The 25264-nt window shown below is 50.7% G+C and carries 18 protein-coding genes, 1 other RNA gene and 2 other annotated features (1 of these 21 only partly in view); of the genes, 4 read left to right on the top strand and 15 right to left on the bottom strand.

Annotation, left to right across the window (positions count from 1 at the left end):
* Positions 1-25 precede the first annotated feature (25 nt).
* Positions 26-2113, bottom strand: coding sequence for an elongation factor G (locus LKD71_RS01650; RefSeq protein WP_227614102.1), 2088 nt, complete (start codon positions 2111-2113; stop codon positions 26-28).
* 329 nt (positions 2114-2442) lie between these two features.
* Between LKD71_RS01650 and aroF the strand changes: the two genes are divergently transcribed.
* From aroF to aroA, 3 genes are read left to right on the top strand one after another with little or no spacing between them, the layout of a single operon-like run.
* A complete protein-coding gene (gene aroF, locus LKD71_RS01645) occupies positions 2443-3459 on the top strand; it encodes a 3-deoxy-7-phosphoheptulonate synthase (RefSeq protein WP_178046688.1) in 1017 nt (338 codons plus the stop codon).
* The gene (locus LKD71_RS01640; RefSeq protein ID WP_227614101.1) at positions 3456-4553 is read left to right on the top strand and encodes a prephenate dehydrogenase; all 1098 of its coding nucleotides are present in this window, start codon (positions 3456-3458) and stop codon (positions 4551-4553) included. The genes aroF and LKD71_RS01640 overlap by 4 nt, the downstream gene beginning before the upstream one ends.
* Positions 4554-4566: 13 nt before the next feature.
* Positions 4567-5853, top strand: coding sequence for a 3-phosphoshikimate 1-carboxyvinyltransferase (gene aroA, locus LKD71_RS01635; RefSeq protein WP_227614100.1), 1287 nt, complete (start codon positions 4567-4569; stop codon positions 5851-5853).
* A 56-nt stretch (positions 5854-5909) separates the two neighbouring features.
* On the opposite strand, the gene LKD71_RS01630 is transcribed toward aroA, so the two are convergent.
* From LKD71_RS01630 to ssrS, 9 genes are all read right to left on the bottom strand, one after another.
* Positions 5910-6323, bottom strand: a complete 414-nt coding sequence (locus tag LKD71_RS01630) for an acyl-CoA thioesterase (RefSeq protein WP_227614099.1) — start codon at positions 6321-6323, stop codon at positions 5910-5912.
* A 79-nt stretch (positions 6324-6402) separates the two neighbouring features.
* The gene (queA, locus tag LKD71_RS01625; protein ID WP_178046878.1) at positions 6403-7440 is read right to left on the bottom strand and encodes a tRNA preQ1(34) S-adenosylmethionine ribosyltransferase-isomerase QueA; all 1038 of its coding nucleotides are present in this window, start codon (positions 7438-7440) and stop codon (positions 6403-6405) included.
* A complete protein-coding gene (locus LKD71_RS01620) occupies positions 7437-8057 on the bottom strand; it encodes a histidine phosphatase family protein (protein WP_178046877.1) in 621 nt (206 codons plus the stop codon). The genes queA and LKD71_RS01620 overlap by 4 nt, the downstream gene beginning before the upstream one ends.
* An 11-nt stretch (positions 8058-8068) precedes the next feature.
* Positions 8069-10486: a phenylalanine--tRNA ligase subunit beta gene (pheT, locus tag LKD71_RS01615; RefSeq protein WP_227614098.1), complete on the bottom strand. Its 2418-nt coding sequence runs from the start codon at positions 10484-10486 to the stop codon at positions 8069-8071.
* Between the two features lie 17 nt (positions 10487-10503).
* Positions 10504-11523, bottom strand: a complete 1020-nt coding sequence (gene pheS, locus LKD71_RS01610; protein WP_178046879.1) for a phenylalanine--tRNA ligase subunit alpha — start codon at positions 11521-11523, stop codon at positions 10504-10506.
* A gap of 132 nt (positions 11524-11655) precedes the next feature.
* Positions 11656-11883, bottom strand: a binding site (T-box leader).
* 35 nt (positions 11884-11918) lie between these two features.
* On the bottom strand, positions 11919-12740 hold the full coding sequence (locus LKD71_RS01605) for a YihY/virulence factor BrkB family protein (RefSeq protein ID WP_227614097.1): 822 nt from the start codon (positions 12738-12740) through the stop codon (positions 11919-11921).
* Positions 12691-14109: a SpoIID/LytB domain-containing protein gene (locus LKD71_RS01600; RefSeq protein ID WP_227614096.1), complete on the bottom strand. Its 1419-nt coding sequence runs from the start codon at positions 14107-14109 to the stop codon at positions 12691-12693. The genes LKD71_RS01605 and LKD71_RS01600 overlap by 50 nt, the downstream gene beginning before the upstream one ends.
* Before the next feature lie 84 nt (positions 14110-14193).
* Positions 14194-15249 carry an aldose epimerase family protein gene (locus LKD71_RS01595; protein ID WP_227614095.1) on the bottom strand — a complete coding sequence of 352 codons (1056 nt, stop codon included), beginning with the start codon at positions 15247-15249 and terminating at the stop codon, positions 14194-14196.
* Positions 15250-15504: 255 nt separating this feature from the next.
* Positions 15505-15687, bottom strand: a non-coding RNA gene (ssrS, locus tag LKD71_RS01590) — 6S RNA.
* Between the two features lie 157 nt (positions 15688-15844).
* Here ssrS and LKD71_RS01585 point away from each other — a divergent pair.
* The gene (locus LKD71_RS01585) at positions 15845-17212 is read left to right on the top strand and encodes a citrate/2-methylcitrate synthase (RefSeq protein WP_227614094.1); all 1368 of its coding nucleotides are present in this window, start codon (positions 15845-15847) and stop codon (positions 17210-17212) included.
* Between the two features lie 74 nt (positions 17213-17286).
* Here the strand turns inward: LKD71_RS01585 and thrC are convergent, their stop codons facing one another.
* From thrC to LKD71_RS01560, 5 genes are all read right to left on the bottom strand, one after another.
* The gene (thrC, locus tag LKD71_RS01580) at positions 17287-18777 is read right to left on the bottom strand and encodes a threonine synthase (protein WP_227614093.1); all 1491 of its coding nucleotides are present in this window, start codon (positions 18775-18777) and stop codon (positions 17287-17289) included.
* Between the two features lie 180 nt (positions 18778-18957).
* Positions 18958-19806, bottom strand: a complete 849-nt coding sequence (locus LKD71_RS01575; RefSeq protein ID WP_178046824.1) for a cell wall hydrolase — start codon at positions 19804-19806, stop codon at positions 18958-18960.
* Positions 19807-20232: 426 nt separating this feature from the next.
* Positions 20233-21921, bottom strand: a complete 1689-nt coding sequence (locus LKD71_RS01570) for an acyl-CoA dehydratase activase (RefSeq protein ID WP_227614092.1) — start codon at positions 21919-21921, stop codon at positions 20233-20235.
* Positions 21918-23192, bottom strand: coding sequence for a 2-hydroxyacyl-CoA dehydratase subunit D (locus LKD71_RS01565; protein WP_227614091.1), 1275 nt, complete (start codon positions 23190-23192; stop codon positions 21918-21920). Before LKD71_RS01565 ends, LKD71_RS01570 begins: the two co-directional genes overlap by 4 nt.
* A gap of 151 nt (positions 23193-23343) precedes the next feature.
* A complete protein-coding gene (locus LKD71_RS01560) occupies positions 23344-25020 on the bottom strand; it encodes a 2-isopropylmalate synthase (protein WP_227614165.1) in 1677 nt (558 codons plus the stop codon).
* A 73-nt stretch (positions 25021-25093) separates the two neighbouring features.
* Positions 25094-25264, bottom strand: a binding site (T-box leader); it runs 100 nt beyond the window's last position.

Raw genomic sequence — 25264 nt, 5'->3', positions numbered from 1 at the left:
TCACCGGATGCCTTCTTTCTATCTCTTACTCTACATTATTATTTACTTTGCTTGCTCTCTCTTCCACTTCCTTCTTCTGAATATCGGAAGGAGCCTGCTCATAACGGGCGAACTCGTAGGAGAAGTCTCCGCTTCCACCGGTCATCGCACGAAGAGTAGTGGAATATCCGTAGAGCTCCATGGTCGGAATATCAGCTTCGATGATCTGATTTCCCTTGTGATCCGGGTTCATACCCAGCACACGACCGCGACGTTTGTTCAGATCACCCATCACATCACCGGTATATTTATCCGGAACGATGACTTTCAGGGAAGAGATCGGCTCAAGGAGTACCGGAGAAGCTTCCATGAAGCCTTTCTTGAAGGCCATGATTGCTGCGGTCTTGAAGGCCATCTCGGAGGAGTCTACCGGATGATAGGAACCATCGTAGAGAACTGCCTTCACACCAACTACCGGATATGCAGCCAGAGGTCCTCTCTGAACAGACTCCTGGATTCCTTTTTCTACTGCCGGGAAGTAGTTCTTCGGAACAGCTCCGCCTACAACCTCCTGCTCAAATACATAGGGAGTATCCAGATCGCCTGAGGGCTCAAAGCGCATCTTTACATGACCGTACTGGCCATGGCCGCCGGACTGTTTCTTATATTTTGCTTCCACATCTGCATTCTTGCGGATCGTCTCGCGGAAAGCTACTTTCGGTTTTACCAGCTCTACCTCAATCTTATATTTGGTGAGGATCTTGCTGATGATAATATCCAGATGCTGGTCGCCCATACCATAGAGCAATGTCTGACGGTTCTCAGAATCGTTGACAGCCTTCATGGTCAGGTCTTCCTGCATGATCTTGGCCAGAGCCTGAGCTACTTTGTCGTCATCGCTCTTGTTCTTTGCGTAGTAGCGTTTGTATGTATAGGGGGTCGGAAGATCCGGTCTGCCGTACTGGATCGGGTTATTCTTGGAAGAAAGGGTATCGCCCGTCTTCGCATCCAGTTTTCCGATAGCTCCGATATCGCCTGCATGAAGCTCCGGAACCTCAACGGTGCGGCTTCCTTCAAACACATACAGTTTGCTGAGTTTTTCCTCTGTCTCTTTGGTCACATTGTAAAGGGCATCATCGTTCTTGATAACACCGGAGCAGACCTTGATGAGAGAATATTTACCGATGAAGGGATCCACAATGGTCTTGAAGATCTGAGCAGACTTCGATTTTGCGAAATCATAATCTGCCTCAAAGACTTCGTTGCTCTTGGTCAGGATACCTGCTTTCTTTCTGTCGTTGGGTTTCGGGAAGTACTGAACCATATCATCCAGGAGGTTCGCGATACCTTTGAGCTGGGTGCTGGAACCTAAGGTTACCGGTACGATGGTTCCGTCGTCCACATCAGCGGTCAGAGCCATGAGAATCTCGGGTACGGAGAACTCTTCTCCGTTGAAATAACGGTCCATAAAGTCTTCGCTGGTCTCAGCCACTGCCTCAAGAAGAAGCTCGCGGTATTTCTCCAGATATTCTTCAGAATAGGAAGGAATCGGGCACTCTTCCTTCTGACCTTTGGGCAGATAACGGCGGCCTTTCTTCTTCACAACGTTTACATAGCCGACAAACTGCTCGTTCTCACGGATCGGAAGATGGATCGGAGCGATCTTCTTTCCATATAATTCAGTCAGATCCTCCACTACCTGACGGAAGCTGGCATTGTCCACATCCATGTTGCTCACATAGAACATTCTCGGAAGTTTATACTTCTCGCAGAGCTCCCAGGCCTTCTGGGTTCCTACTTCCACGCCGTTCTTACCGGAAACCACGATGATGGCTGCGTCTGCTGCGGATGCTGCTTCCTCTGCCTCACCCACAAAATCAAAATAACCTGGTGTATCCAGAATGTTCAGCTTGATGTCTCCCCAGATCACCGGTACTACAGATGTATTGATTGAGAATTTACGTTTGATCTCTTCTTTATCAAAATCGCTGATCGTATTTCCTTCTGCCACGCTGCCCAGGCGGCTGGTGATGCCTCCCATGTATGCCAATGCCTCTACCAGGCTGGTCTTACCGGAACCACCGTGTCCCAGAACCACCACGTTACGAATTCTGTCTGTTGTGTACACTTTCATACGATATTCCTCCAATACTAGTTAGTTTTGTAATGCCTTTTGAAATATTTCCCTTGCTGAAACGGAATATTTCGTGTATGGGTATATTGTACTAAAAAATCAAATAAATTTCAACTACTTTATTCAATTTTAACAAGGAGTTTTTGAAATTTTTTTGGCAAAATGAACTTCTTTTGTGACAGTTCACCCGCGGGTGATATTTTTTGCACTTTAAAGTCATAAAGTATTGACAGGAGAATCCACTGATAGTACAATGAGTGAAGGCTGTGGCGGATGATTTTTTTCTGTTTCACCTGCTGCATAAAAAAGATGAAAAGGATGAAAAATATATGATTATCGTAATGAAACCCCATGCTTCTTCCGAACACGTCCAGGAAGTAAAGCATTTTATTGAAAACAACGGTCTCACCGCACATCTCTCCCAGGGCGAGGAAGTCACGATCATCGGCGTGGTTGGCGACAAGAAAAAACTCTCGGGCAAAAACCTGGAGCTTCTGCCTGACGTGGATCACATCGTTCCCGTCACCGAGAGCTACAAGCTTTCCAACCGGAAATTCCATCCGGAACCCAGCATTGTAAAGGTAGGCAATACCGAGATCGGCCCGAACAATCTCACAATCATGGCAGGCCCCTGTGCCATCGAGTCCGAGGAGCAGCTTATGACCATCGCCAGAGCTGTGAAAAAATCCGGTGCTACGATTCTCCGCGGCGGCGCCTACAAGCCCCGCACTTCCCCCTACTCCTTCCAGGGTCTTGAGGAGGAAGGCCTCCGCTACATGAAAGAAGCCAGCGAGGAGACCGGACTTGCCACAATCTGCGAAGTCATCAGCACTTCCTCCCTTGAGGCAGCTATTAAATATGTAGATATGGTTCAGGTCGGAGCCCGGAATATGCAGAACTTCCAGCTTCTCCGGGAGGTTGGTCGTTCCGGTCATCCGGTTCTCTTAAAGCGAGGTATGGCTGCCACCATCGACGAATGGCTCAATGCCGCAGAGTACATCATGGCTGAGGGAAATCCGAATGTTGTCCTCTGTGAGCGCGGCATCCGCACCTACGAGACTGCCACCAGAAACACCCTCGACATCAGCGCCGTTCCGGTGATCCGTTCCAAATCCCATCTGCCGATTATCGTAGATCCCAGCCACGCCACCGGCGTCCGCGCCTATGTTGCACCCCTCGCAAAATGCGCCATCGCAGCCGGAGCCGACGGTATTATGGTAGAGACCCACAACAATCCGGCCTGCGCCCTCTCCGATGGCCCTCAGTCTCTGACCCTGCCCCAGTTTGATGAGCTGGCAAAAATGCTGGATGCCTATGCGAAGTTAGAGGGAAGGGAGTTCTCATGAGTTCCTTTACGGCCGGTTTTATCGGCCTCGGACTCATCGGCGGCTCCATTGTCAGAGCCATGAAATATTATTATCCGGACTGCCGCATCCTGGCCTTTAACAGGAGCCGTTCCACTCTGGATTATGCCCTGGAGGAAGGCATCATCGACGAGGCCCTTCCTTCCATCAATGAGGCCTTTGCTTCCTGCGATTACATTTTCCTCTGCGCGCCGGTGGAGACCAACGCCTCCTGCCTGCCGCTTTTGAAGCCTTATATTAAGGAAGGAATGATTCTCACCGATGTGGGAAGCACGAAAACGGACATCCACGCGGCTGTGGAAAAAAACGGGCTGAACCGCTTTTTCATCGGAGGCCACCCCATGGCAGGTTCCGAGAAGACCGGCATCAGAAATTCCAAACGCATTCTTCTGGAAAATGCCTACTATATCCTGACCCCAACAAAAGAGGTCGATCCCGCTCTGGTGGAAAAATACAGAGAACTGGTCATTTCCCTGAAGGCCCTTCCGCTGATCTTAAGCTGCGAGGAACACGATCTTTCGACGGCGGCTATCAGCCACCTGCCCCATCTCATCGCCGCTTCCCTGGTGAATCTGGTGAAAAATTCCGATTCTAAGAAGCAGACCATGAAAACCATCGCCGCAGGAGGTTTCAAGGATATCACGCGAATTGCTTCCTCCTCTCCGGAGATGTGGGAACAGATCTGCGCCACCAACCGGGACAACATTCTCATCATGCTGAACCGTTATATCGAAAGTCTTGAGGATATCCGAAAAGAACTGACAGACCGGAACAAAGAGGGAATCCATAATCTTTTCGCCGAGTCTAGGGACTACCGGAATTCGATCTCCGATTCTTCCCAGGGTTCTCTTCCGAAAAGCTATTCCCTCTACTGCGATATGGTGGATGAAGCCGGAGGAATCGCCGCTCTGGCTACCATCCTCGCCACCAACGGCATCAGCATCAAAAACATCGGTATCGTCCACAACCGTGAATTTGAGGAAGCGGTTCTTCATGTGGAATTTTATGAAGAACCTGCCCTGAAAAAAGCGGCGGAGCTTCTCCGGAAATACCGTTACGTCATCTATGAACGTTAGAAAGGGCTGCATTATGAAATTTACAAAATCTGCTCCCCTCTGGGGAGAAATCACCGTTCCCGGCGACAAATCCATCTCCCACCGGGCTGTCATGCTCGGTTCCCTGGCAGAAGGAACCACGGAAGTGACCAATTTTCTGAAAGGAGCGGACTGTATTTCAACCATCCGTGCTTTTCAGGCCATGGGGATTGATATTGAAGAAAAAGAAGATACGCTGCTGATCCACGGAAAAGGTCTTCACGGCCTCCAGGCTCCGAAAGAAACCCTGGATATGGGAAACAGCGGAACCACTACAAGACTCCTCTCCGGTATTCTCGCAGGGCAGACTTTTGAGACCACCCTCACCGGCGACGATTCTCTTAAGAAACGCCCCATGAACCGGATCATCACCCCGCTGTCCCAGATGGGCGCCCAAATCGAGAGTCTTCCCGGAAACGGCTGCCTTCCCCTTCGCATCACCGGAAGCAGCTTAAAAGGAATCCACTATGAGACGCCGATGAAATCCGCCCAGGTAAAATCCGCCGTTTTGCTGGCTGGTCTCTATGCGGATGGTCCCACCAGCGTGACGGAGTCCGCTCTCACCAGAAACCACACGGAACTCATGCTCCGTTATTTCGGTGCCGAAATCACCACAGAGGGTACCACCTCAACGATCCAGCCCGAACCGCATCTGATCGGCCAGAAAGTAGAAGTGCCGGGAGATATCTCTTCCGCTGCCTATTTCATCGCCGCCGCTCTTCTGGTTCCGGATTCCCAGGTACTGATCCGCAATGTGGGCGTCAACCACAGCCGCGACGGTATTCTCCGGGCTGTTCATGCCATGGGCGGAGATATCCGCCTGCGGAACCGCAGGAAAGAGCATGCGGAACCGGTAGCCGATATTCTGGTAAAATCCGGTCCCTTAAAGGCCGCTGTTATTGGCGGAGATCTGATTCCTGCTCTCATCGATGAGATTCCGGTGCTGGCTGTTCTTGCCTGTTTCGCAGAAGGAACGACCGTCATCAAGGATGCTCAGGAGCTGAAAGTCAAAGAATCCAACCGCATCGACACTGTTGTTTCCAATCTGAAAGCCATGGGCGCTCATGTGGAAGCCACCGACGACGGCATGATCATCGAGGGCGGTCATCCTCTCCATGGCGCTCTGATTCACAGCCACCTGGACCATCGCATCGCCATGTCCTTCGCCATCGCCGGCCTGGCCGCTGAGGGCGAGACGGAGATTAAGCACGCTGAGTGTGTGAATATCAGTTATCCGGGATTCTATGAAGATCTGAAGAGTTTGCAGATGGAGGAAGAATAAAAAGAGTCAAAAAAGAATGCCAGCAAGTGATTTTGCTCACCCACCGGCATTCTTTTTTATAAAGCTTCCATCATTTGTTCAAAAATTTTATGCATTTCCGGCTTTTTCCGCTTCAGAGACAGGGGCTTGCCGTCCCGGTCCAGAAAACAGTGCGCCGTCTCCCCGGTGCAGCGAAGCTCTCCTGTCGCAACATCCGTCACCTCGTAAGCGATGGAAAGTTTGATCCCGTTATAAGCCTTGATCCTCATTCGGATCTTCACCCGCTCCCCGTACCTGGTCATGCTCCGATAGACCGCATGGGCTTCCAGCACCGGGCTGATCACGCCCTCCGCCTCCATCACATCATACCCCATCCCGGCCTTCTCCAGCACATCCGACCGCGCCTCCTCAAACCAGCGGATATAATTGGAATGATGCACAATCCCCATCTGATCGGTCTCGTAATATTGTACCTTATGCGTGTATTCCACTGTTTGGTTCCTTTCTATTCTGAAAATCCCCCCAGGCAGCCCATTTCCAGGCGGCCCAGAGGGAAATTTATCGTTTTTCTTATTCTACATCTTCCGTTATAAACATCGCATCCCCAAAAGAGAAGAACCGGTATTTATCCTTCACAGCCTCCTCGTAGGCTGCCATGATGTGTTCTTTTCCGGCCAGGGCGGAGACCAGCATGATAAGGGTGGACTCCGGGAGGTGGAAGTTGGTAATCAGGCGGTCTACGATCTTGAACCGGTAACCGGGATAGATGAAAATATCGGTCCAGCCGCTTCCGGCTTTCAGAATGCCGTCCTCTGTGGAGGCGGACTCCAGCGTACGGAGGCTCGTAGTTCCGACGGAAATGATCTTTCCGCCTTTTTTCTTTGTCTCATTGATGAGAGCGGCCTGATCCTCCTCCACCACATAGAACTCCGAGTGCATATGGTGCTGGGTCACATCCTCCACCTTCACGGGGCGGAAAGTTCCAAGACCCACATGAAGAGTGACATGAGCGATATTGACGCCCTTGGCCCTGATCTCCTCCAGAAGCTCCGGCGTGAAATGAAGGCCTGCTGTGGGAGCAGCCGCGGAGCCGTCATGCTTTGCATAAACGGTCTGGTAACGGTTCTTGTCCTTCAGCTGATGGGTGATATAGGGCGGCAGGGGCATCTGGCCCAGTTTGTCCAGAATCTCCTCGAAAATGCCCTCGTAGGTAAACTGAATCAGACGATTTCCTTCCTCCACGATGTCCACGACTTCTCCTATGAGAAGACCTTCACCGAAAGAAATCTTCGTGCCGATCTTTGCCTTTTTTCCAGGTTTCACCAGCGTCTCCCAGATATTGTTCTCTTTCCGTTTCAGAAGGAGCACCTCGATCTTGGCGTCGGTTCCCACCTTTGCTCCGTAAAGTCTTGCCGGGATCACCTTCGTATCGTTGATGACCAGGCAGTCCCCGGGATTTAAATAATTGACGATTTCCTTAAAAATATGATGCTGAATCTTTCCCGTTTTCTTATCCAATACCATCAGTCTGGACGCGGAACGGTCTTCCAGGGGATCCTGGGCGATGAGTTCCTGGGGCAGATCATAGTAAAAATCTGATGTTTTCATTTTTCCTCCAAAAACGTACGGTTTTCATAAATCAGAGAAGGCTGTCCATTTTCCACATGGATCAGGGCCACACTGCAGTTTTTCGGAACGCCGCCATGCCAGAAATCAGCCAGCTCAAAACTCCGGATGCTGTTTAAGATTCCCCGGGTGGCGCAGCCGTGGCTGGATACCAGAACAGTTTTGTCCTGAAGCTCCGGCCGGTGCATGATATCCTCCATAAAAGCTTTTGTCCGGGCCCCCAGTTCCTCCAGGCTTTCCCCGTTTGGCGGTGTCTGGTAGTGCTCCGGATGCTCAAAAAAATCATTGAAATTCGGGTCCGGAATGCTGTAATTATCTTTTCCGCAGGTCAGCCCCTCATAATCGCCGAAGCTGATCTCCTGAATTCTGGGCTCCTCGATGACGGGAACTTTCCGGTCTCCTAGGAAAAGCTCCGCCGTCTCTCTGGCCCTTTTCAGCGGGCTGGTAAAGACCACGTCAAAATGTACCTTCTGAAAAGCCTTACCGGTCTCTATGGCCATTTCTCTTCCAATTTCATTTAAGTCAGTGTCAGAACGACCCTGGAGCCGTCTTTCAACGTTCCAGGGTGTCTGACCATGTCGAATCACATAGATATTCATTTTTATTTTCCTTACTGACGAAGCTCGATTCCCATGGAAGAAAGACCGTTCAGGATCTTCTTCATGGCTGTATTGATCTCGCTCTCCTCCAGGGTCTTGTCTTTTGCACGGAATACCACGGAATAAGCCATGGATTTATAACCGGCCTTGATCTGGGAACCTTCATATACATCGAAGAGCTGATAGCTCTCGAGAATCTTGCCGCCGCGCTGTACGATCATATCCTCGATATCGCCTGCCAGAATCTCGTGAGGAACCACCATGCTCAGGTCTCTGGTAACTGCCGGGAAACGGGCAATACCGGTGAATTTCCGGTCGAAATCTGCATATTTCACAACAACAGGCATGTCAAGAACTGCCACATAGGTCTTGTCGCCGATACCGTAGTTGTCTGCTACCTGGGGATGAATCTCACCGAGATAACCCATCACCTCACCGTTGTAGATGATGTTTGCCTGACGGCCCGGATGCAGGAAGGTCTTGCCTGCCTTGGGATCATAACTGATCTTGCCGCGGATGCCTGCTTTGGAGAAGAACTCCTCTACCACACCCTTCATCACATAGAAGTCACCCTCGCCGTACATACCCATGGTGAACTGTACCCGCTCGTCCGGAAGTTCGGTCAGCGGAAGTGTCTTCGGAAGGTAGACCTTTGCCAGCTCATAGAGACGGACATTTTTATTTCTGTGATTATAGTTGAAAGCCAGGGAAGAAAGCATGCCGTTCAGGGGCAGGGTTCTCATCACGCTGAAATCCTCACCCAGAGGGTTGGAAATCACAATCGGTTTCCGAAGCTCGCTGTCTTCCGGAATCAGGAGTTTATCAAATACCTTCGGGCTCTCGAAGGAGTAGTTCATGCTCTCGGAGAAACCGGAGAACTCAGCCACATCTCTTGCGATACCCTCGATCCGCACCTCGAACGGAAGCTTACCAAGGGTAGACTCTCCTTTCGGCAGGGTGGTCGGGATGTTGTCATAGCCGTAGAAACGGGCAACCTCCTCAGCCAGATCAGCCATGCGGAACAGGTCATGACGGAAGGTCGGTGCAATGACCTCTCTCTTCTCAGCGTCATAACCGAGATCAATCTTCTTGAAGTAAGAAAGCATATCCTCCTCGGAAACATCGGTTCCCAGAAGGGCGTTGATGCGCTCCGGCTGGAACGGAATGCGAACCGGCTCTTTTTTCTTCGTGTAAACGTCTACCATGCCGCCAACTACCTCACCCGCGCCCAGCTCCTCGATCAGCTGGCAGGCACGGTTGATGGCATCCTCCGCATTGTTGGGATCCAGGCCCTTCTCGAACTTACCGGAAGCGTCCGTACGGAGACCGATGCGTTTTGCAGAGAGACGGATGTTGGTGCCATCGAAGCAGGCTGCCTCAAACATCATGGTCTTGACGTCGTCTGTGATCATGGAGTTTTCTCCACCCATGATACCTGCGATACCAACAGCTTTCTCACCGTCGCAGATCATCAGCACGTTCTCATCCATGGTGCGCTCCTGACCATCCAGGGTTACGAATTTCTCGTCAGCTCCGGCCCGGCGGACAACGATCTCATGGCCTGCCAGGGTGTCATAATCATAAGCGTGCATCGGCTGGCCGTACTCTTCCATCACATAGTTGGTGATATCAACGATGTTGTTGATCGGACGGATTCCGTTGGAAGCCAGTCTTCTCTGCATCCATACGGGAGAGGGAGCGATCTTGATATTTTTTACGACTCTCGCGCAGTAACGCGGGCAGAGGTCGGTATCCTTTACGGTAACTTTCACATAGTCGTGAACGTCCTCGCTGTTTCCGGTAGCGGTGACAACGGGCGGTTTGAACTCTTTGTGGAAGGTAGCTGCTGCCTCACGGGCAATACCGATGACGCTGTAGCAGTCCACACGGTTGGAAGTGATCTCATACTCGAAAACCACGTCATCCAGGCCAAGAGCCTTGACTGCGCTCTCTCCTACCACTGCATCCTCCGGAAAAATGTAGATGCCGTACTCCGGAGCTTCCGGATACATATCTCTGCTGGAACCCAGTTCCTCGATGGAGCACATCATACCGTCGGACTCGATACCGCGGAGTTTTCCTTTTTTGATGGGGATGCCGCCCGGAGTCTTCTTTCCGTCATGGCCTCCTGCCACACGGCCGCCGTCCAGCACAACCGGAACCTTGTCGCCCACATGAACGTTAGGAGCGCCGGTAACGATCTGAATCGTCTTCTCGCCGATATTTACCTGGCAGATGATGAGCTTATCCGCATCCGGATGACGCTCGATGGAAAGGATCTGTCCGATGACGATCTTGTCCAGGTCTGCGTCCAGTTTTTCAAAAGTTTCCACTTTGGTACCGGTCAGTGTCATGGCGTCGGTGTATTCCTGCGCTGTCACGTCCAGCCCCGGTACATATGCCTTAATCCAGGAAAGTGATGTATTCATTTTTTCTTCTCCTCCTATCAGAACTGTTTCAGGAAACGGATGTCGTTTTCGTACAGCAGTCTCATGTCGTCAATCTCATATTTCAGAAGTGCGATACGCTCCAGACCTACGCCGAAAGCAAAGCCGGTGTATTCTTCAGGATCGATACCGCACATTTCAAATACATGGGGATGAACCATACCGCAGCCGAGGATCTCAATCCAGCCGCTGCCCTTGCAGAAACGGCAGCCGGTTCCGCCGCATTTGAAGCAGGTCACATCCATCTCGGCGCTGGGCTCCGTGAAGGGGAAGTGATGGGGACGGAATTTCGTCTTGGTCTCCGGTCCGAAAAGCTCTTTCGCGAACTCTGCCAGAGTACCTTTAAGGTCTGCAAAGGTGATGCCTTTGTCTACAACCAGGCCCTCGATCTGATGGAAGGAAGGAGAATGGGTAGCGTCCACCTCATCGGAACGGTAAACACGTCCCGGGGAAAGCATACGGATCGGAAGCTTGCCCTGCTCCATGACACGGGCCTGTACCGGAGAAGTCTGGGTACGAAGCACGATGTCCTTATTTATATAGAAGGTATCCTGCTCATCCTTTGCCGGATGGTTTGCCGGAATGTTCAGTTTCTCGAAGTTGTAAAGGTCGTACTCCACCTCGGGGCCGTCCATAATCTCATAGCCCATGCCGACGAAAATCCGCTCAACCTCTTCGAGCGCGATATTGTTGGGATGACGATGACCCATATTGATCTTCTTGGCCGGGAGAGTTACGTCGATGACCTCTCTCTTCATCTGCTCTTCCCTGGCTTTTTCCTCGAGTTTCTTTTTGGTCTCCTCCAGAGCTTTCTCAATGGAAGCACGGGTATCGTTTACCAGCTGGCCTACAACCGGGCGCTCCTCCTGTGCCACATCCTTCATACCTTTCAAAACAGCAGTCAGCTGTCCCTTTTTTCCAAGAAATGCCACCCGGACATCGTTGAGCTTGTCCAGATTGCCGGAATCCTGAATCTGCTTGATTGCCTCTTCTCTGATGGCCTTCAACTGTTCTCTCATCATGATGAATCTCTCCTTTATTTTTTCTGGGGTTTACCACAAGCGGGATCCAAAGTCAAAAGTCTTATCGTGCAGGCACGAACAATTTTTTGAACTTTCTGCCCTGGTATAATAAAAAGGCTCCATCCCTGTAAAAGGGACGAAGCCATAAAAGTTCCGCGGTACCACCCGATTTCCCGCCAAATAGGCAGGCGCTTGAAATGCTTAACGCGCATGAAACGTCTCTCCCTACTGTCGCTTCAGGAGAAAAGCTCCGGTGTGAAATTCGGATCGTTCAAAGAACCTGGAAAAGCTTTCAGCCGCTGACTCTTCCTCTCTGCTGGAAATGAATCTCCTACTTGTCACCATCATAGCCTGTAACACTGCAAACATTCTATCTCGCCGGATTGGTTTTGTCAAGACCTCTTCCCAGTTTTTTCTTCGATGACCACATTGAGCATAGCTCCGAAAAAGATCAGCCACATGCAGAAATAGAGCCACAGCATCAGCATGACCACGGTGGTCAGGCTTCCGTAAATACTCACAGCATCGGAACGAAGCTCCAGATAAATGGAAAACGCATAGGAAAAAAGGGACCAGCTCAAGGCTGTCACCGCTGCTCCCGGAAGCTGGCTTCGGAATTTTCTCGGCTGGTTGGGCAGAAACGTATACATGGCTGCCATGAGAAGGCTTAAGGCGATGACCGTGCCCGCCGTACGGAGCCAGATCAGCATCCCCGAAAACTTTCGCAGGAAAGTCAGTCGGTCAATCAGCACATCATGAACTGCATTTCCGAATACAAAAAGCACCAGCGCCAGCACAATCGAGAGAACAAGAATCACCACATAAAATCCGGAACGGATCCGGCGGAAAAGATAATTTCTTGTTTCTTCCAGCCCGTTGACGGAGTTGAGTCCGTTCGTGATAGCCAGAACCCCTCTGCCGCAGGCCCAGACCGCCGCGATCACACTGAGCGACATTACGGTCGTCGATTTCACATAAATCTCCGAAACAATATCTTCCAGAAATCTCTGGAACGAAACCGGAAAAATCTGCATCAGAAGCTCCATGGCATCAGTTTTTGTCACCGTCGTATACTGGAGCAGAGTCAGAAGGAGCATGATAAAGGGAATAAAACCCATGATAAGATAAAATGCCGACTGAGCGGCATAGGCATCCACCCGGGCTTTACTGATCCTTTTTAATAAAGCTCTGATCTCCTGTATCCAACGCATCATGAAGTTCGATCTCCCCATAGTAATATTTTAAAATCTCTAAAAAGGTCTTTCCTTTCTCTGCCATTCCCCTGGCTCCGTTCTGACTTAAGCCCCGGCCATGGCCGTAACCGCCGCCGATGAGCTCGTAACCCAGAAGTTTTTCCCCCTCATAGGAGGGCACCAGATAGAAAAAGGCGCTCGGAAGCATCCCGAGTTCCGGAGCTGCTTTCCCGTTTTTCAAATTCACCTGAAGTCCTGACGGGTTTAAAAATTTCCGGATGGCATACTCGCCGTCCACTTCTGCATTTCCCGCACTGCCCCGGATTGTCAAAGCAGAAAGACAGCCAGAACTCTCCCGCTTCTCCGGAATCAGTTCCGTCACGGTCCCGATCTCCCCGTATCCGTTTTCCGCCGCCAGCTCCGCCAGCCGTTCCACAGGAAAATAGACATTCCAGCGGTACCAGGGCTCGTCTTTTTCATAGTCTCCCTCATGCTTTACAGAAAGAAAGGCGGCAAAAACCGGTTCCAGGGAAAGATCCTGATCGAGCTGCAGGCCGCAGGAGGTCGAATAATAGAGGGCATCCACCAGTTTTCCATCTTTCGCCATCACCAGGCCTTTGGTCTCTTCGGCCGCCTGCCGGGATCTGTCGTTTTCAGGCTGGCTGTTATAGACCTGATAGGAGACGCTGTCATCCACGTCCGCAGGGATATCCTCCTCCATCCGGTGATTTTCCATCTGCTTCACCGCATAGGTACGGGCACAGACCGCCTGGGCCTTCAGTGCCTCCAGAGGATAAGAGGAAGGCATTTCGCTGGGAATCACCTTCCGGATATAGCTCTCCAGCGGCAGTTCATTGATGAGAAGGAAACCTTCTTTTCTCCGAAGAATCGTAAGACTCCCCTCAAAAACAGGATCTTCGTATCCCCGTTTGAGTCCCAAAACAGAAAAACAGCCCTCCCCGTCTTTTCCGGTGAGCATCACGCTCTCTCCCGTTTTCAGGGAAGCTTCTGCCGAAAAGAAAAGTTCCTCCTCTTTTTCCAGCGGCTTTTCTTCCCCTTTTTCCAAAAGCAGCCCTTTCTCCTTGCAAAGGATCCGGAGCTCCTCATGAGAAAGCTCTGCAAAATCATCCGACCGGATCAGTACGCGGATCCGGCCGGTCTCTTTTTTCACTTCTGTCTGCTTTTCTGTTTCCTCGGTTTCTGTCTCAATGATCGTCTCAACAGCCGTTTCCGGCGGCTCTTTTTCTGTCTCCGTTTTCCGGACAAGCTCCTGCTCTTCGGTTTCCCCCAGATAGACGGTCCGTGAGATCCGCTCCAGTCTTCCGAAAAAAGCGGCACTTAAAAGTGAAACTGTCAGAAATGCACCTTTTTTCCATGCCTGTCTCCCCAAAACCGGTACTCCTTTCCAGTCAAAGCAGTTGATCCGCCCTGTCTTTTACATGTATATCCGGTTTTGATGAAAACATGCTCCTGATTATTCTGCGTGGAATTTATAAATGGTCACGGTATCGTAGACCTCTCCTGCCTTCAGGATGGGGCTTACGAAATTCTCATGATGGATCGCATCCGGGCAGTACTGGGTCTCCATGGCAAGACCGCTTCTCTTTACATAGACGGCGCCGTTCTTTCCTGCAGGACCTCCTGCCAGGAAGTTTCCGGAATAAACCTGCATCGCCGGAAGATCCGTGAAGACCTCCATAACTCGGCCGCTCTCCGCTTCCTTAACCTCTGCCACCCTGCGAAGTTTTCCGTCGTAATGGTTCAGCACGAAGTTGTGGTCATAGCCGGAACCGATCTTCATCTGCTCGTAGGGATCGGCGATATCCTTACCCAACTCTTTTGCCGTACGGAAATCCAGCGGAGTTTCCTCCACGGAACGGATCTCGCCGGTGGGGATCAGATCCTCGCGCACCGGAGTGAAGCTGTCCGCGTCGATCCATACGAGATGATCCTCCACGGTTTTTCCGCTGTCCTGACCATGCAGATTGAAATAGCTGTGGTTCGTCATATTGATCAGGGAATCCTGGTCACAGGTACCATTGTAATGAATTTTCAGCTCATTTTCTTCTGTGAGAGTGTAGGTGACAGTCACCTCAAAGGTTCCTGGAAAGCCCTGGTCCATATTCGGGCTCACGAGATGGAAACGCACGCTGTTCTCCTCCTCCAGAAGCTCCATATCCCACATCCGGCGGCTGTAGCATCTGGGACCGCTGTGGCAGACGTTCTCGCCTTCATTTTTTTCCATGAAGTATTCTTTTCCATTGATGGAAAATTCTGCATGATCCACACGGTTTCCGCATCTTCCGACGGTAGCTCCGAGATACGCGTCTCCTTTTTCATAATCCAGCACATCGTCATAGCCCAGAGCCACGTCCTCCGTGTGTCCGTCCTTATCCGGCACATTGACGCTCACCAGCGTAGCGCCGTAGTCCAGAACCTCAATAGACATGCCTTTCTGATTGGAGACTGTGACCAGATGCACCACTTCCCCATTAGAAGTTTTTCCAAATACGCTTTTTGTCATTCCCATAACTGAAAAATCCCCTTTCTCATGAAGTAACTATTCAGCCCCCATCTCGATTCCGCTTCGCTTCATCTCGATGTGGCTGTTCGCCAAATAGATTTTCAGCCAAAAGTGTTCGTTCATGCAAGCATGACTCACACTTTTATCTAAAAATCTGCTTGGCTCTGAATAGTTACATTCTAGCATATTTTCCAGCTTATGTACATCAGAATATAAAAAACCGCACAAGGCTTTTATGCCTCATGCGGTAACTTTTCTTTAAAATATCCCAAAATGCCGTTTCCCGTATTTTGAGTCCTAGCAGAGCTAGGTGGGCAACCGCAGGTAGAATCTCTGTCTTCCATTCCATAATGACGGCATGACATCAAAGGTACCGATATAGGAATCCCATGACAAAAAAATGTAGGTTCAAAATAAAGGGATTGTCGCACATCTCAGGATATGCACTTAGTATACTCCAGACTTGGTTTAAATGCAACTAGAAATTCAAATTGGTAAAAATTTCACACAAAAAGAACTTTTTATGGTATGATATCTCTAAAATGATGTCTACGAATTGCTCCGCTGCAAAGCAGCTCCAAAATGTAAGGAGGTACACAGTATGAACGAACAGAACACTTACTCAGAAATCACCCCCGAAATTTTAAACCTCGCAAAGAGATGCGCCAGCATTGACCGCATCGACGAGGAGCTTTACCGAAAGTATGAAGTCAAGCGAGGGCTACGCGATATCAGCGGAAAAGGCGTTCTCGCCGGATTGACGGATATTTCCGAAATCATCTCCTACACCATCGAGGATAACGACATGATCCCCTGCGAGGGCCGTCTTTTCTACCGCGGCTACAACATTCAGGATCTGGTTGGCGGCCTGATCCGGGACAAGCGGTTCGGCTATGAGGAGATCGCCTATCTTCTGCTCTCCGGCTCCCTTCCCGATGAAAAAGAGCTGGCCGATTTTTCCCGCCTCATCGGAGAGTACCGGACCCTCCCGACAAGTTTCGTACGGGACATTATCTTAAAAGCCCCCAGCCAGGATATGATGAATACACTGGCCAGAAGCGTCCTCACTCTTTATGCCTACGACAACCGGGCGGACGATACCTCCCTTCCCAACGTGCTGCGCCAGTGCATCCAGCTCATCGCTCTTTTCCCGGTCTTGAGCGTCTACGGCTATCAGGCCTACAGCCATTACCATGACGGAAACAGCCTTTTCATCCATCCCCCGGTGCCCGGCCTTTCCACGGCGGAGAATATCCTTCACATTCTCCGGCCCGACAGCAAATATACGGAGCTGGAAGCCCGGATTCTGGATCTTGTGCTGATCCTTCACATGGAGCACGGCGGCGGAAATAACTCCACCTTCACCACCCATGTGGTCACTTCCTCCGGAACGGACACCTACTCTTCCATGGCCGCCTCCCTCGGCTCCTTAAAAGGCCCCAAACACGGCGGCGCCAACATCAAAGTTGTCCGCATGTTTGAGGATATGAAAAAAGTCGTGAAGGACTGGACCGACGAGGAGGAGATTTCCGCCTACTTAAGGGCTCTCTTAAACCGGGAAGCTTTCGATCATCAAGGTCTGATCTACGGAATGGGTCACGCCGTCTACTCCATCTCCGACCCCCGTGCCAATATTCTCAAATCCTTCGTCCACAGCCTGGCTTCCGAAAAAGGCCGCGAGGAAGAATTTGGTCTCTACTCCAATGTGGAGCGCCTGGCTCCTGTCATCATCGGCGAGGAGCGGAAAATCTACAAAGGCGTCAGCGCCAACGTGGATTTCTACAGCGGCTTCGTCTACAGTATGCTGGATCTGCCGCCCGAGCTTTTCACTCCCATGTTCGCCGTGGCCCGCGTGGCCGGCTGGAGCGCACACCGCATCGAAGAGCTGGCCAACAACGGTAAGATCATCCGTCCCGCTTACAAAAGCGTTGCCAAACGGCAGCCCTATGTTCCTCTGACGGACCGGTAAAAAAGCAAAAAGAAACAGCATTCTCTCCGCAGTTACAAAAGCGTAAGGAATGCTGTTTCTTTTTGTGATGAAACTTATTTTACATTCAAAATCTTTTTCACGATGGACTTCATCTCGTCTTTTTCCACAACGGTGTCATGAAGAACCGGTGCGGTACGAAGTTCCTCCACCGCTTTCGGAACGGCAGTTCCGGAAATTCTGGAGAGTTCGTCCACAAGACCGAAATCATCCAGAACATCATATTTCTTATCGATGGCGTCCATGACGCTTCTGGCAAATTTGTAGGGGCTCGCCGTAGAAGCGATGACAGTCACAGCCTCATCCCCGGTCTCCTGCCGGTATTTCCGGTAAACGGCGGAAGCCACTGCCGTATGGGTATCAATGACGTAATCCGCCTCTTTATAAAGCCGGGCGATCTCAGCGGCCGTCTCCTCCTCAGAAGCATAATTGCCATAGAAATCAGTAAGCTTTTCCTTCATCTCCGGGGAGATCGTATAGACGCCCTTCTCTGAGAGCTCCTTCATAAAAGCGGCATCCTTCGCATCATCCGCTCCGGCGATCTTGTAAATCAGCCGCTCCAGATTGCTGGAAATCAGGATATCCATGGAAGGAGAGGTGGTGAGAACAAACTCCCGGTTCCGGTCATAGGAGCCTGTACGGAAGAAGTCGTAGAGCACCTTGTTCTCATTGGAAGCACAGATGAGCTTTCCGATGGGCACGCCCATCTCTTTCGCATAATAGGCAGCCAAGATATTTCCAAAGTTTCCTGTGGGAACCACCACGTTCATGGCCTCGCCCTTTTTCAGGGTTCCGGCTCCGTAGAGCTTTGCGTAGGCGTAAACATAATAGACGATCTGGGGCACCAGCCGACCGATGTTGATGGAGTTCGCGGAGGAGAAACGGAAGCCCGCTTCCTTCAGTTCCTCATTGAGAGCTTTATCACCAAAAAGTTTCTTCACGCCGGTCTGGGCATCGTCGAAGTTTCCGTGAATACCCACCACATAGGTGTTGGCTCCCTTCTGCGTTACCATCTGTTTTTCCTGTACGGGACTCACGCCGTTCTTCGGATAGAAAACAATGATCCGGGTTCCTGGCACATCCGCAAAGCCTGCAAGAGCTGCTTTTCCGGTGTCTCCGGAGGTGGCCGTGAGGATTACGATCTCGCCTTTGGCCTGATTTTTCTTCGCCGCCGTGGTCATCAGGTGGGGAAGAATGGAAAGAGCCATATCCTTAAAGGCGATGGTCGCTCCATGGAACAGCTCCAGGTAATAGGCCTCCCCGGCTTTTTTCAGAGGAGCGATGGCCTTCGTATCGAATTTCTCATCGTAGGCCGCCGCGATACAATCCTTCAGTTCCTTTTCCGAAAAATCTGTCAGGAAACGACTCATGACTTCATAAGCGGTCTCCTGATAGCTCATATCCTTTAAAACATCCATATCCACCGAAAGCGCCGGGATATAAGAAGGAACATATAAACCTCCATCCTGTGCCAGACCCTGTAAGATTGCCTGGGACGCCGTCACTTTCTCTGCCTTGTCTCTTGTACTGCTGTAGAAAAGCTCCATCTCATTCTCTCCTCTTCCTGATCGCACTTTTTTGCGCGTTACTTTATCGCTGGAACTTACTATAGCACACTTTCTCCGGTTGTACAACCAAAAATCTTTCCCGGACGTATTTTTGTACGCCACAGAAAAACCGGACAGGATTTTCTCCTGCCCGGTCTCTCGGTACGTCATTCCCTTATCTTAAAATGTAAAATACTCATGACCGCCGTAAGAAAACAGAGGTTTCAGCTCGCTGTCGAACCATTCGACGCTGCTGCTGTCTGAACTCTGGCGGGCCATGAAAAAGAGGGCGCCCTGGGAATAATCCTCCCCTTCCAGGGCCTGGTCCACGGCCTGAATCGTATCTTCCGTGATCTCCACGCTGTAGATCCGCCCGTCCTCCACAGGGGAAAACTGTGCCGATCCGCCAGCGTACTGGAACACCACATCATAGATACTGTCCGGGAAACGTTCATCGTTTACCCGGTTCAGAACGACATTGGCAATGAGAACCTTGCTCTTTAAATCGCCGCCTGTGGCTTCCGCTTCCACAATCCGAAGGAGGGCGTCATAGTCCTGCTTTGGCATCTGGTTGTTCCGGATCTCCATGAGTCCGTAATAGCCAACTCCGCTGACCTTCTTCAGCTCCTCGGCCATCTTCTGGCGGTTCAGCGCGCCTTTTTCCACGCGCGACGTGCCTACAAGCGTGTTCTCATAACCGTTCTGGACGCTGACAGAGGAAATTTCCCGGGCGTATGTCTCCATACAGCCCACACTGTCAACGATCCCCATGAGTCCGGCCTTCACTTCCTCAGAAGAATCCGCTCCCGCTTCCTCTTCCTGAACCGAACTCTGTACTGCATAAACCCTGTTCTTACCTCCCCCGGAGAAATTGCCGGCACAAAATACCATCACGGCCAGCACCACGCCGAAAGAAACGATCACCGCACATTCCCGGTAGCGGCGTTTCGTCATCCTGACAGCGCGGACGAGTGTGCGCGTAAACAAGCAAGCCAATTCCTGAAGCAGCGCACAAATCCAACTCATCATAGCCTCTTCCTCCATATTTTTTTCAATATAAGGGGTTCCGTACGGGACTCCTTTTTTTGATATTCCAGATTATAGAGAAAAAAACTGTGCGTGTCAAGCGGTATTTCACATTTTTGTAACATATTTCAGAGGCATTTTTAAGCCTTTGCCTTATTTTATGCACTTTTTATGATTTTTATTGAATTTACAGCGTTTTTTTCATTGGTTCTGACTATTCATATTTTTCAAAAACAGCAATTTCCCCAAAGAAAAATTTCGACTTTCATCGACTTTTTCTTTTATTTCCGCGTTTTCTGGCAGTTTATGACATTTGTTACGCAAGAAATATATGTTGTAACATTTTTGAAATATTATGTCAAATTTTCGATTTTCGAGCGGATTTTTGCTCCCGTAAGCAGTGTTTCTGTGCGTCTCACAAAGACAGATTCAGTCTTTTTTCTGAAGATCTTCCAGGCCTAAGAGAGCGGCTCCGAGGGCTCCTACGATCTCCGGCTCCTCACAGATATAGAGGGAAGCGCCCAGTTTTTCTTCCACCGCCTTGACCACGCCCGGATTTTTTGCCACGCCTCCGGTCATCATATACCCTTCCTCCAGACCCACGCGTTTCATGAGGGAAACAGCCTTGTTGGCGATGGCCTTGTGGATGCCGTGGGCGATATCCGGCTTCTCTTTGTTTCTGGCAATCAGGGAGATGACCTCCGATTCCGCAAAGACAGAGCACATGCTGCTGATCGTGATATCTTCTTTCCACTGGAGAGAAATGGGCCCCAGCTCGTCGATGCCGATCTCCAGGGTCCGGGCCATCATCTCCAGGAAACGACCGGTGCCGGCGGCGCATTTGTCGTTCATGACAAAGTCCGTCACCTCCCCGCTGTCGCTCAAATGGATGGCTTTGCTGTCCTGGCCGCCAATATCCAGGATCGTGTGAACCGAGGGATTAAAATAATGGGCTCCCCGGCCATGGCAGGTGATCTCTGTGATATTTTCATCCGCAAAATCAATGCTGACGCGGCCGTACCCCGTGGAGACCACAAGATCCAGATTTTCCTTCGCAAGTCCAGCTTTTTCAAGAACTTCCTGAAAAATCCGCTCCGCGCTCTCCCCGCTCTTTGCCCCTGTGCGGATCACATGGGAGGCCAGAATTTCCTCCTTCTCATTGATGATCACCGCGTTGGTCGATGTGGAACCGCTGTCAATACCAAGTACATACATATGTCCGTCCTCCATACTCTTTTTCCGTCCTGTCACTTTTTTACCCTCCGTATCCAGAGACTCCAGAAAAGCCTCCACCCGGGTCCGGATCTGACCCTCGCACTGCTTGGTGGCGTCGGTCTCCACCAGAAGCAGAGGCACGCCAATCCGCTCTTTTAACCAGGCATACTCATATCCGAAATTATCGCAGAATTTTACCGTATGGTAGATAATTCCATCCAGCTCGTCTTTGAAACCTTCCAGATAATTTTCCCGGTTCACGGCTTTTTGCATCCGCATGCAGGGAATCTGATTCAAAAGAGACTCCGCATAGGAGAAAAGAACCTGCTCCTTTTTTGCTCCCAATTTCCGCTGGATGCCGGTGCAGGTGAGGTCAAAAAGCACCTCCGCCTCATGATTTTCCAGCAGGTTGATGACTCCCGCGCTGGCTCTGGCTCCCATCAGGCCGATTTTCTTCTTTTTCTTTTCCGGCGTTTTTTTCAGTTTCTCCGCCTCTTTTTTCCGCTCCAGCAGGTTGAAAAGCGCATCCTCCTGAAAGGTTTTGCCGCTGAACTCCTCGTAGGCCGCAATCATCCGGCGAAGAGATTTCTCATAGACCTTCACGGAAAGACCCGTGACCTTCCGGGGCACATCGCAGATATAGATAAATTTGTTCGGAAACTGTTCCTTCAGATTGTCATAGAGCCGCCGCATGCTGTCGCAGCAGGTGGTGAGTACCAGGCCTTCGTAGACGTCATTTCCCATGACCTCCTCCAGCACGGCCTTTGCAAAGGAGCAGACGTTGGGATGCATCAGGGTATCCGCCTGGTTAAAATTTGTCACCTGGGGCTGGATTCTGCCGGTCTCCGTTCCCATAGCCTCGAAAATTTCCAGAGGGGCATATTTACAGACATATCCGATCATTCTTTTTCCTCCTCCTGATCCAGTAATTCTAGAAAAGCTTCCAGCCGGGTCTTGATCTGGCCGTCATGGCTGTTCCGGCGGTCCATGGCGTCTCCGTCCAGGATCAGCATGGGAACGCCCCGTTTTCGCATCTCTTCTTTCAGGAGCATAACACCTCCCGCAGACTGCTTGCAGCCCCAGTGACAGAAATGAATGACCGCATCGGCATGAAGTTCCTCCACCAGTTCAGCAACTCTCTTGATTTTCCGCTCATACGGGCCGTTGTACAGGTTATTCAGCATTTTTCTCGCCAGAGCATTCAGAGGATGCGCCGTGTCCAGATCCTCCATATAATCGAGGTTCATCTCGCAGGCTTTGAGATAATACTTCTCCTGATAATTGAAATAGCCCTTGAGGGTCTCCTGGTAATAGGGCATCAGATGCACCCAGAGGACGCCTTTTCCGTGGAAATCCGGATAACTGTCGATGTCCTTCTCCAACTTCTGGAAAAATTCCAGACACTCTTCTGAACCGATGTTCAGATGGGTGGCAAAGAGCATATATAAATGAAGGGTCATCGTGTTGGGATAGTATTTCCGGCTCTGCTTTTTCAGGAAGGAGCGATAAAGCCGCTTAGACTCATTTTCCCGCTCCAGAGTTCGATTCAGCTCCTCCGGATCCAGTTTTCTGCCGGTGCGCTCCTCCAGCACCCCGATGAGCTCCTTCAACTGCTCCACCACATAGTTCTCCGCGTCCTCGGAATACTCGTCTGGAATATCCAGCACGAAAGAGGGAACCTGATGCTTTTCCTCCAGATAACGGAAGGTATTGACGTTTCCGTCGCAGATCATGGAGGTGGTCACGGAAAGCAGGGCCTTCGGCACCACCCCCGCATCCACGCCGCCGATGAAATTTTTATGATAAGAGCAGAGCGTAGCGGCGATTCCCACGCTCTCAGCCTGGTCGATAAAGTAATCCTCCACCGTGAAACCGGAGAAAAACGAGGAGAGGCACTCCATGGAAATAGAACTCAAGCCAAAGCACTGAAGAAGCTCCACCGGAGCGAAAATATTGGTCCACACGGTCTTTTCCGGATGCTCCAGGGCAGAAAGCACGCTCTTTAAGGCCAGCTGATTCAACCTCGTGTAGGCCTTCGGCATCCCCTTATCCGGCAGAAGCCCATGGCGGAGCACCTCCTCCTTCAGCCCCAGGCGAATCAGTTTCCGCGCCCTCTCCGGGCGCTCCGGGGTCGTATTTTTGATAAAGTCACCATACTTTTTGATTACATCCAAAATTCTGTCATTCCTTTCGCTGTACTTAATCCTAGTCCGTTTACACCCGCCCATTTTACCCTATTCTGTTCGTTTTTGCAATCCAAAGACAGAGAAACCGCCGGCAAAAACCGGCGGTTGAAGGTGTTTCTTCTATATATAATAGGTGAGTTTACTCTGCTGCTTCTTCATTCAGCATATTGTTGATCGCAGTCACCAGAGCATCAATGGAAGCCACGATGATATCCTGATTTACACCTGCGCCCCAGAAATCTTTGCCGTCCTTGTCGTTGATGCCGACATAGGCGATGGCTTTGGAACTGGAGCTCTTCTCAAGGGCGTGCTCCTGGTAGGTCTGCAGGGTATAGTCCAGACGGAACTGCTTTTTCAATGCGTTGCTGACTGCATCCAGACGACCGTTTCCGGAAGCGATGGCTTTCTTCTCCACGCCGTTCTGAAGGACCGTTACCTCGGCGATGATGCCGTTATGCTGTTTGAAGTGTGCCTCTGTCACCTGGAACGGAGTGGTAACACCCTCGAATTTCTTCTTGAAGATCTCGAAGATCTCGGAAGGTTTGAGCTCTTTGTGCATATGGTCGGAAACGTCCTTGGTGGCGTAGCCCATAGCCTCGCGCATCTTGGCCGGCAGATTCAGGCCGAAATTCTGCTCCAGAATATAGCCGATGCCGCCCTTTCCGGACTGACTGTTGATACGGATAACGTCTGCCTCGTACTCTCTTCCGATATCCTTTGGATCCAGCGGAAGATAGGGAACAGTCCATTTTCCGGTGTGCTGATGCTCGTCCCAGATCTTCATGCCCTTGGCAATGGCATCCTGATGGGAACCGGAGAAGGCTGCAAATACAAGAGCTCCGCTGTAGGGGCTTCTCATATCGATGTGCATGCCGGTGTACTCCTCGTACTCTGCAGAAATCTTCGGCATATCGGAGAAATCCAGCTCCGGATCAATGCCCTGGGAATACATATTCATGGCCAATGTCACGATATCCACGTTACCAGTACGCTCGCCGTTTCCAAAAAGGGTTCCCTCGATACGATCAGCGCCTGCAAGAATTCCCATCTCGGCATCGCTGATGCCGCAGCCGCGGTCGTTGTGGGGATGCAGGGAAACGATAACGTTGTCTCTGTATTTCAGGTTTTTGCTCATATACTCTACCTGGCTGGCATAAACGTGAGGCATGGAGTGCTCCACGGTGCTGGGCAGGTTGATGATGACTTTATGATCCGGGGTTGGCTGCCATACGTCCAGAACGGCATTGCAGACCTCCAGAGCGTACTCCATCTCTGTACCGGTGAAGCTCTCCGGGCTGTACTCGAAGGAATAGTTTCCGTCGGACTCCTCGGTCAGTTTTTTCAGAAGCTCTGCGCCGTCCACAGCGATTTTCAGGATCTCTTCTTTAGATTTTTTGAATACCTGCTCACGCTGAGCCACGGAAGTGGAATTGTATACATGAACAACGGCTTTCTTCACGCCCTGAAGAGCCTCAAAGGTTTTCCGGATGATGTGCTCTCTGGCCTGGGTCAGTACCTGGATGGTCACATCGTCGGGGATCATATTTTTCTCAATCAGGGTTCTTAAGAACAGGTACTCTGTCTCGGAAGCTGCCGGGAAACCAACCTCAATCTCTTTGAAACCGATACGAACCAGGAGTTTGAAAAATTCCAGCTTCTGTTCCAGAGACATCGGCACGATGAGGGCCTGGTTTCCGTCGCGCAGGTCCACGCTGCACCAGATCGGCGCTTTCTCAATGTGATCTTTTTTTGCCCAGTCCATGCAGTCTACCGGGGGCATAAAATACTGGCGGGTGTACTTTTCAACATTTTTCATTCCCATTTTTTCATTCTCCTTACTGAATTTCTCTTATAGTTTGTTGACAAAACAAAAAAGCCTTCCATCTCTACTCAGAGACGAAAGACCTATCATCTGCCTTACGCGGTACCACTCTTTTTCATGGAGGAACTCCATGCACTCATCAGATACGAGACAACAAGCGCTGTCTTTATATCCTGCCCGTATAACGGCCGGGAATCCGTCTGCGTCTACTTTTTTCATTGGAAAATTTGGGGCAGCC

The sequence above is a fragment of the Fusicatenibacter faecihominis genome (assembly GCF_020686945.1).
GTDB lineage: Bacteria > Bacillota > Clostridia > Lachnospirales > Lachnospiraceae > Limivivens > Limivivens faecihominis.
This window is presented reverse-complemented; position numbering and strand designations above follow the sequence as displayed.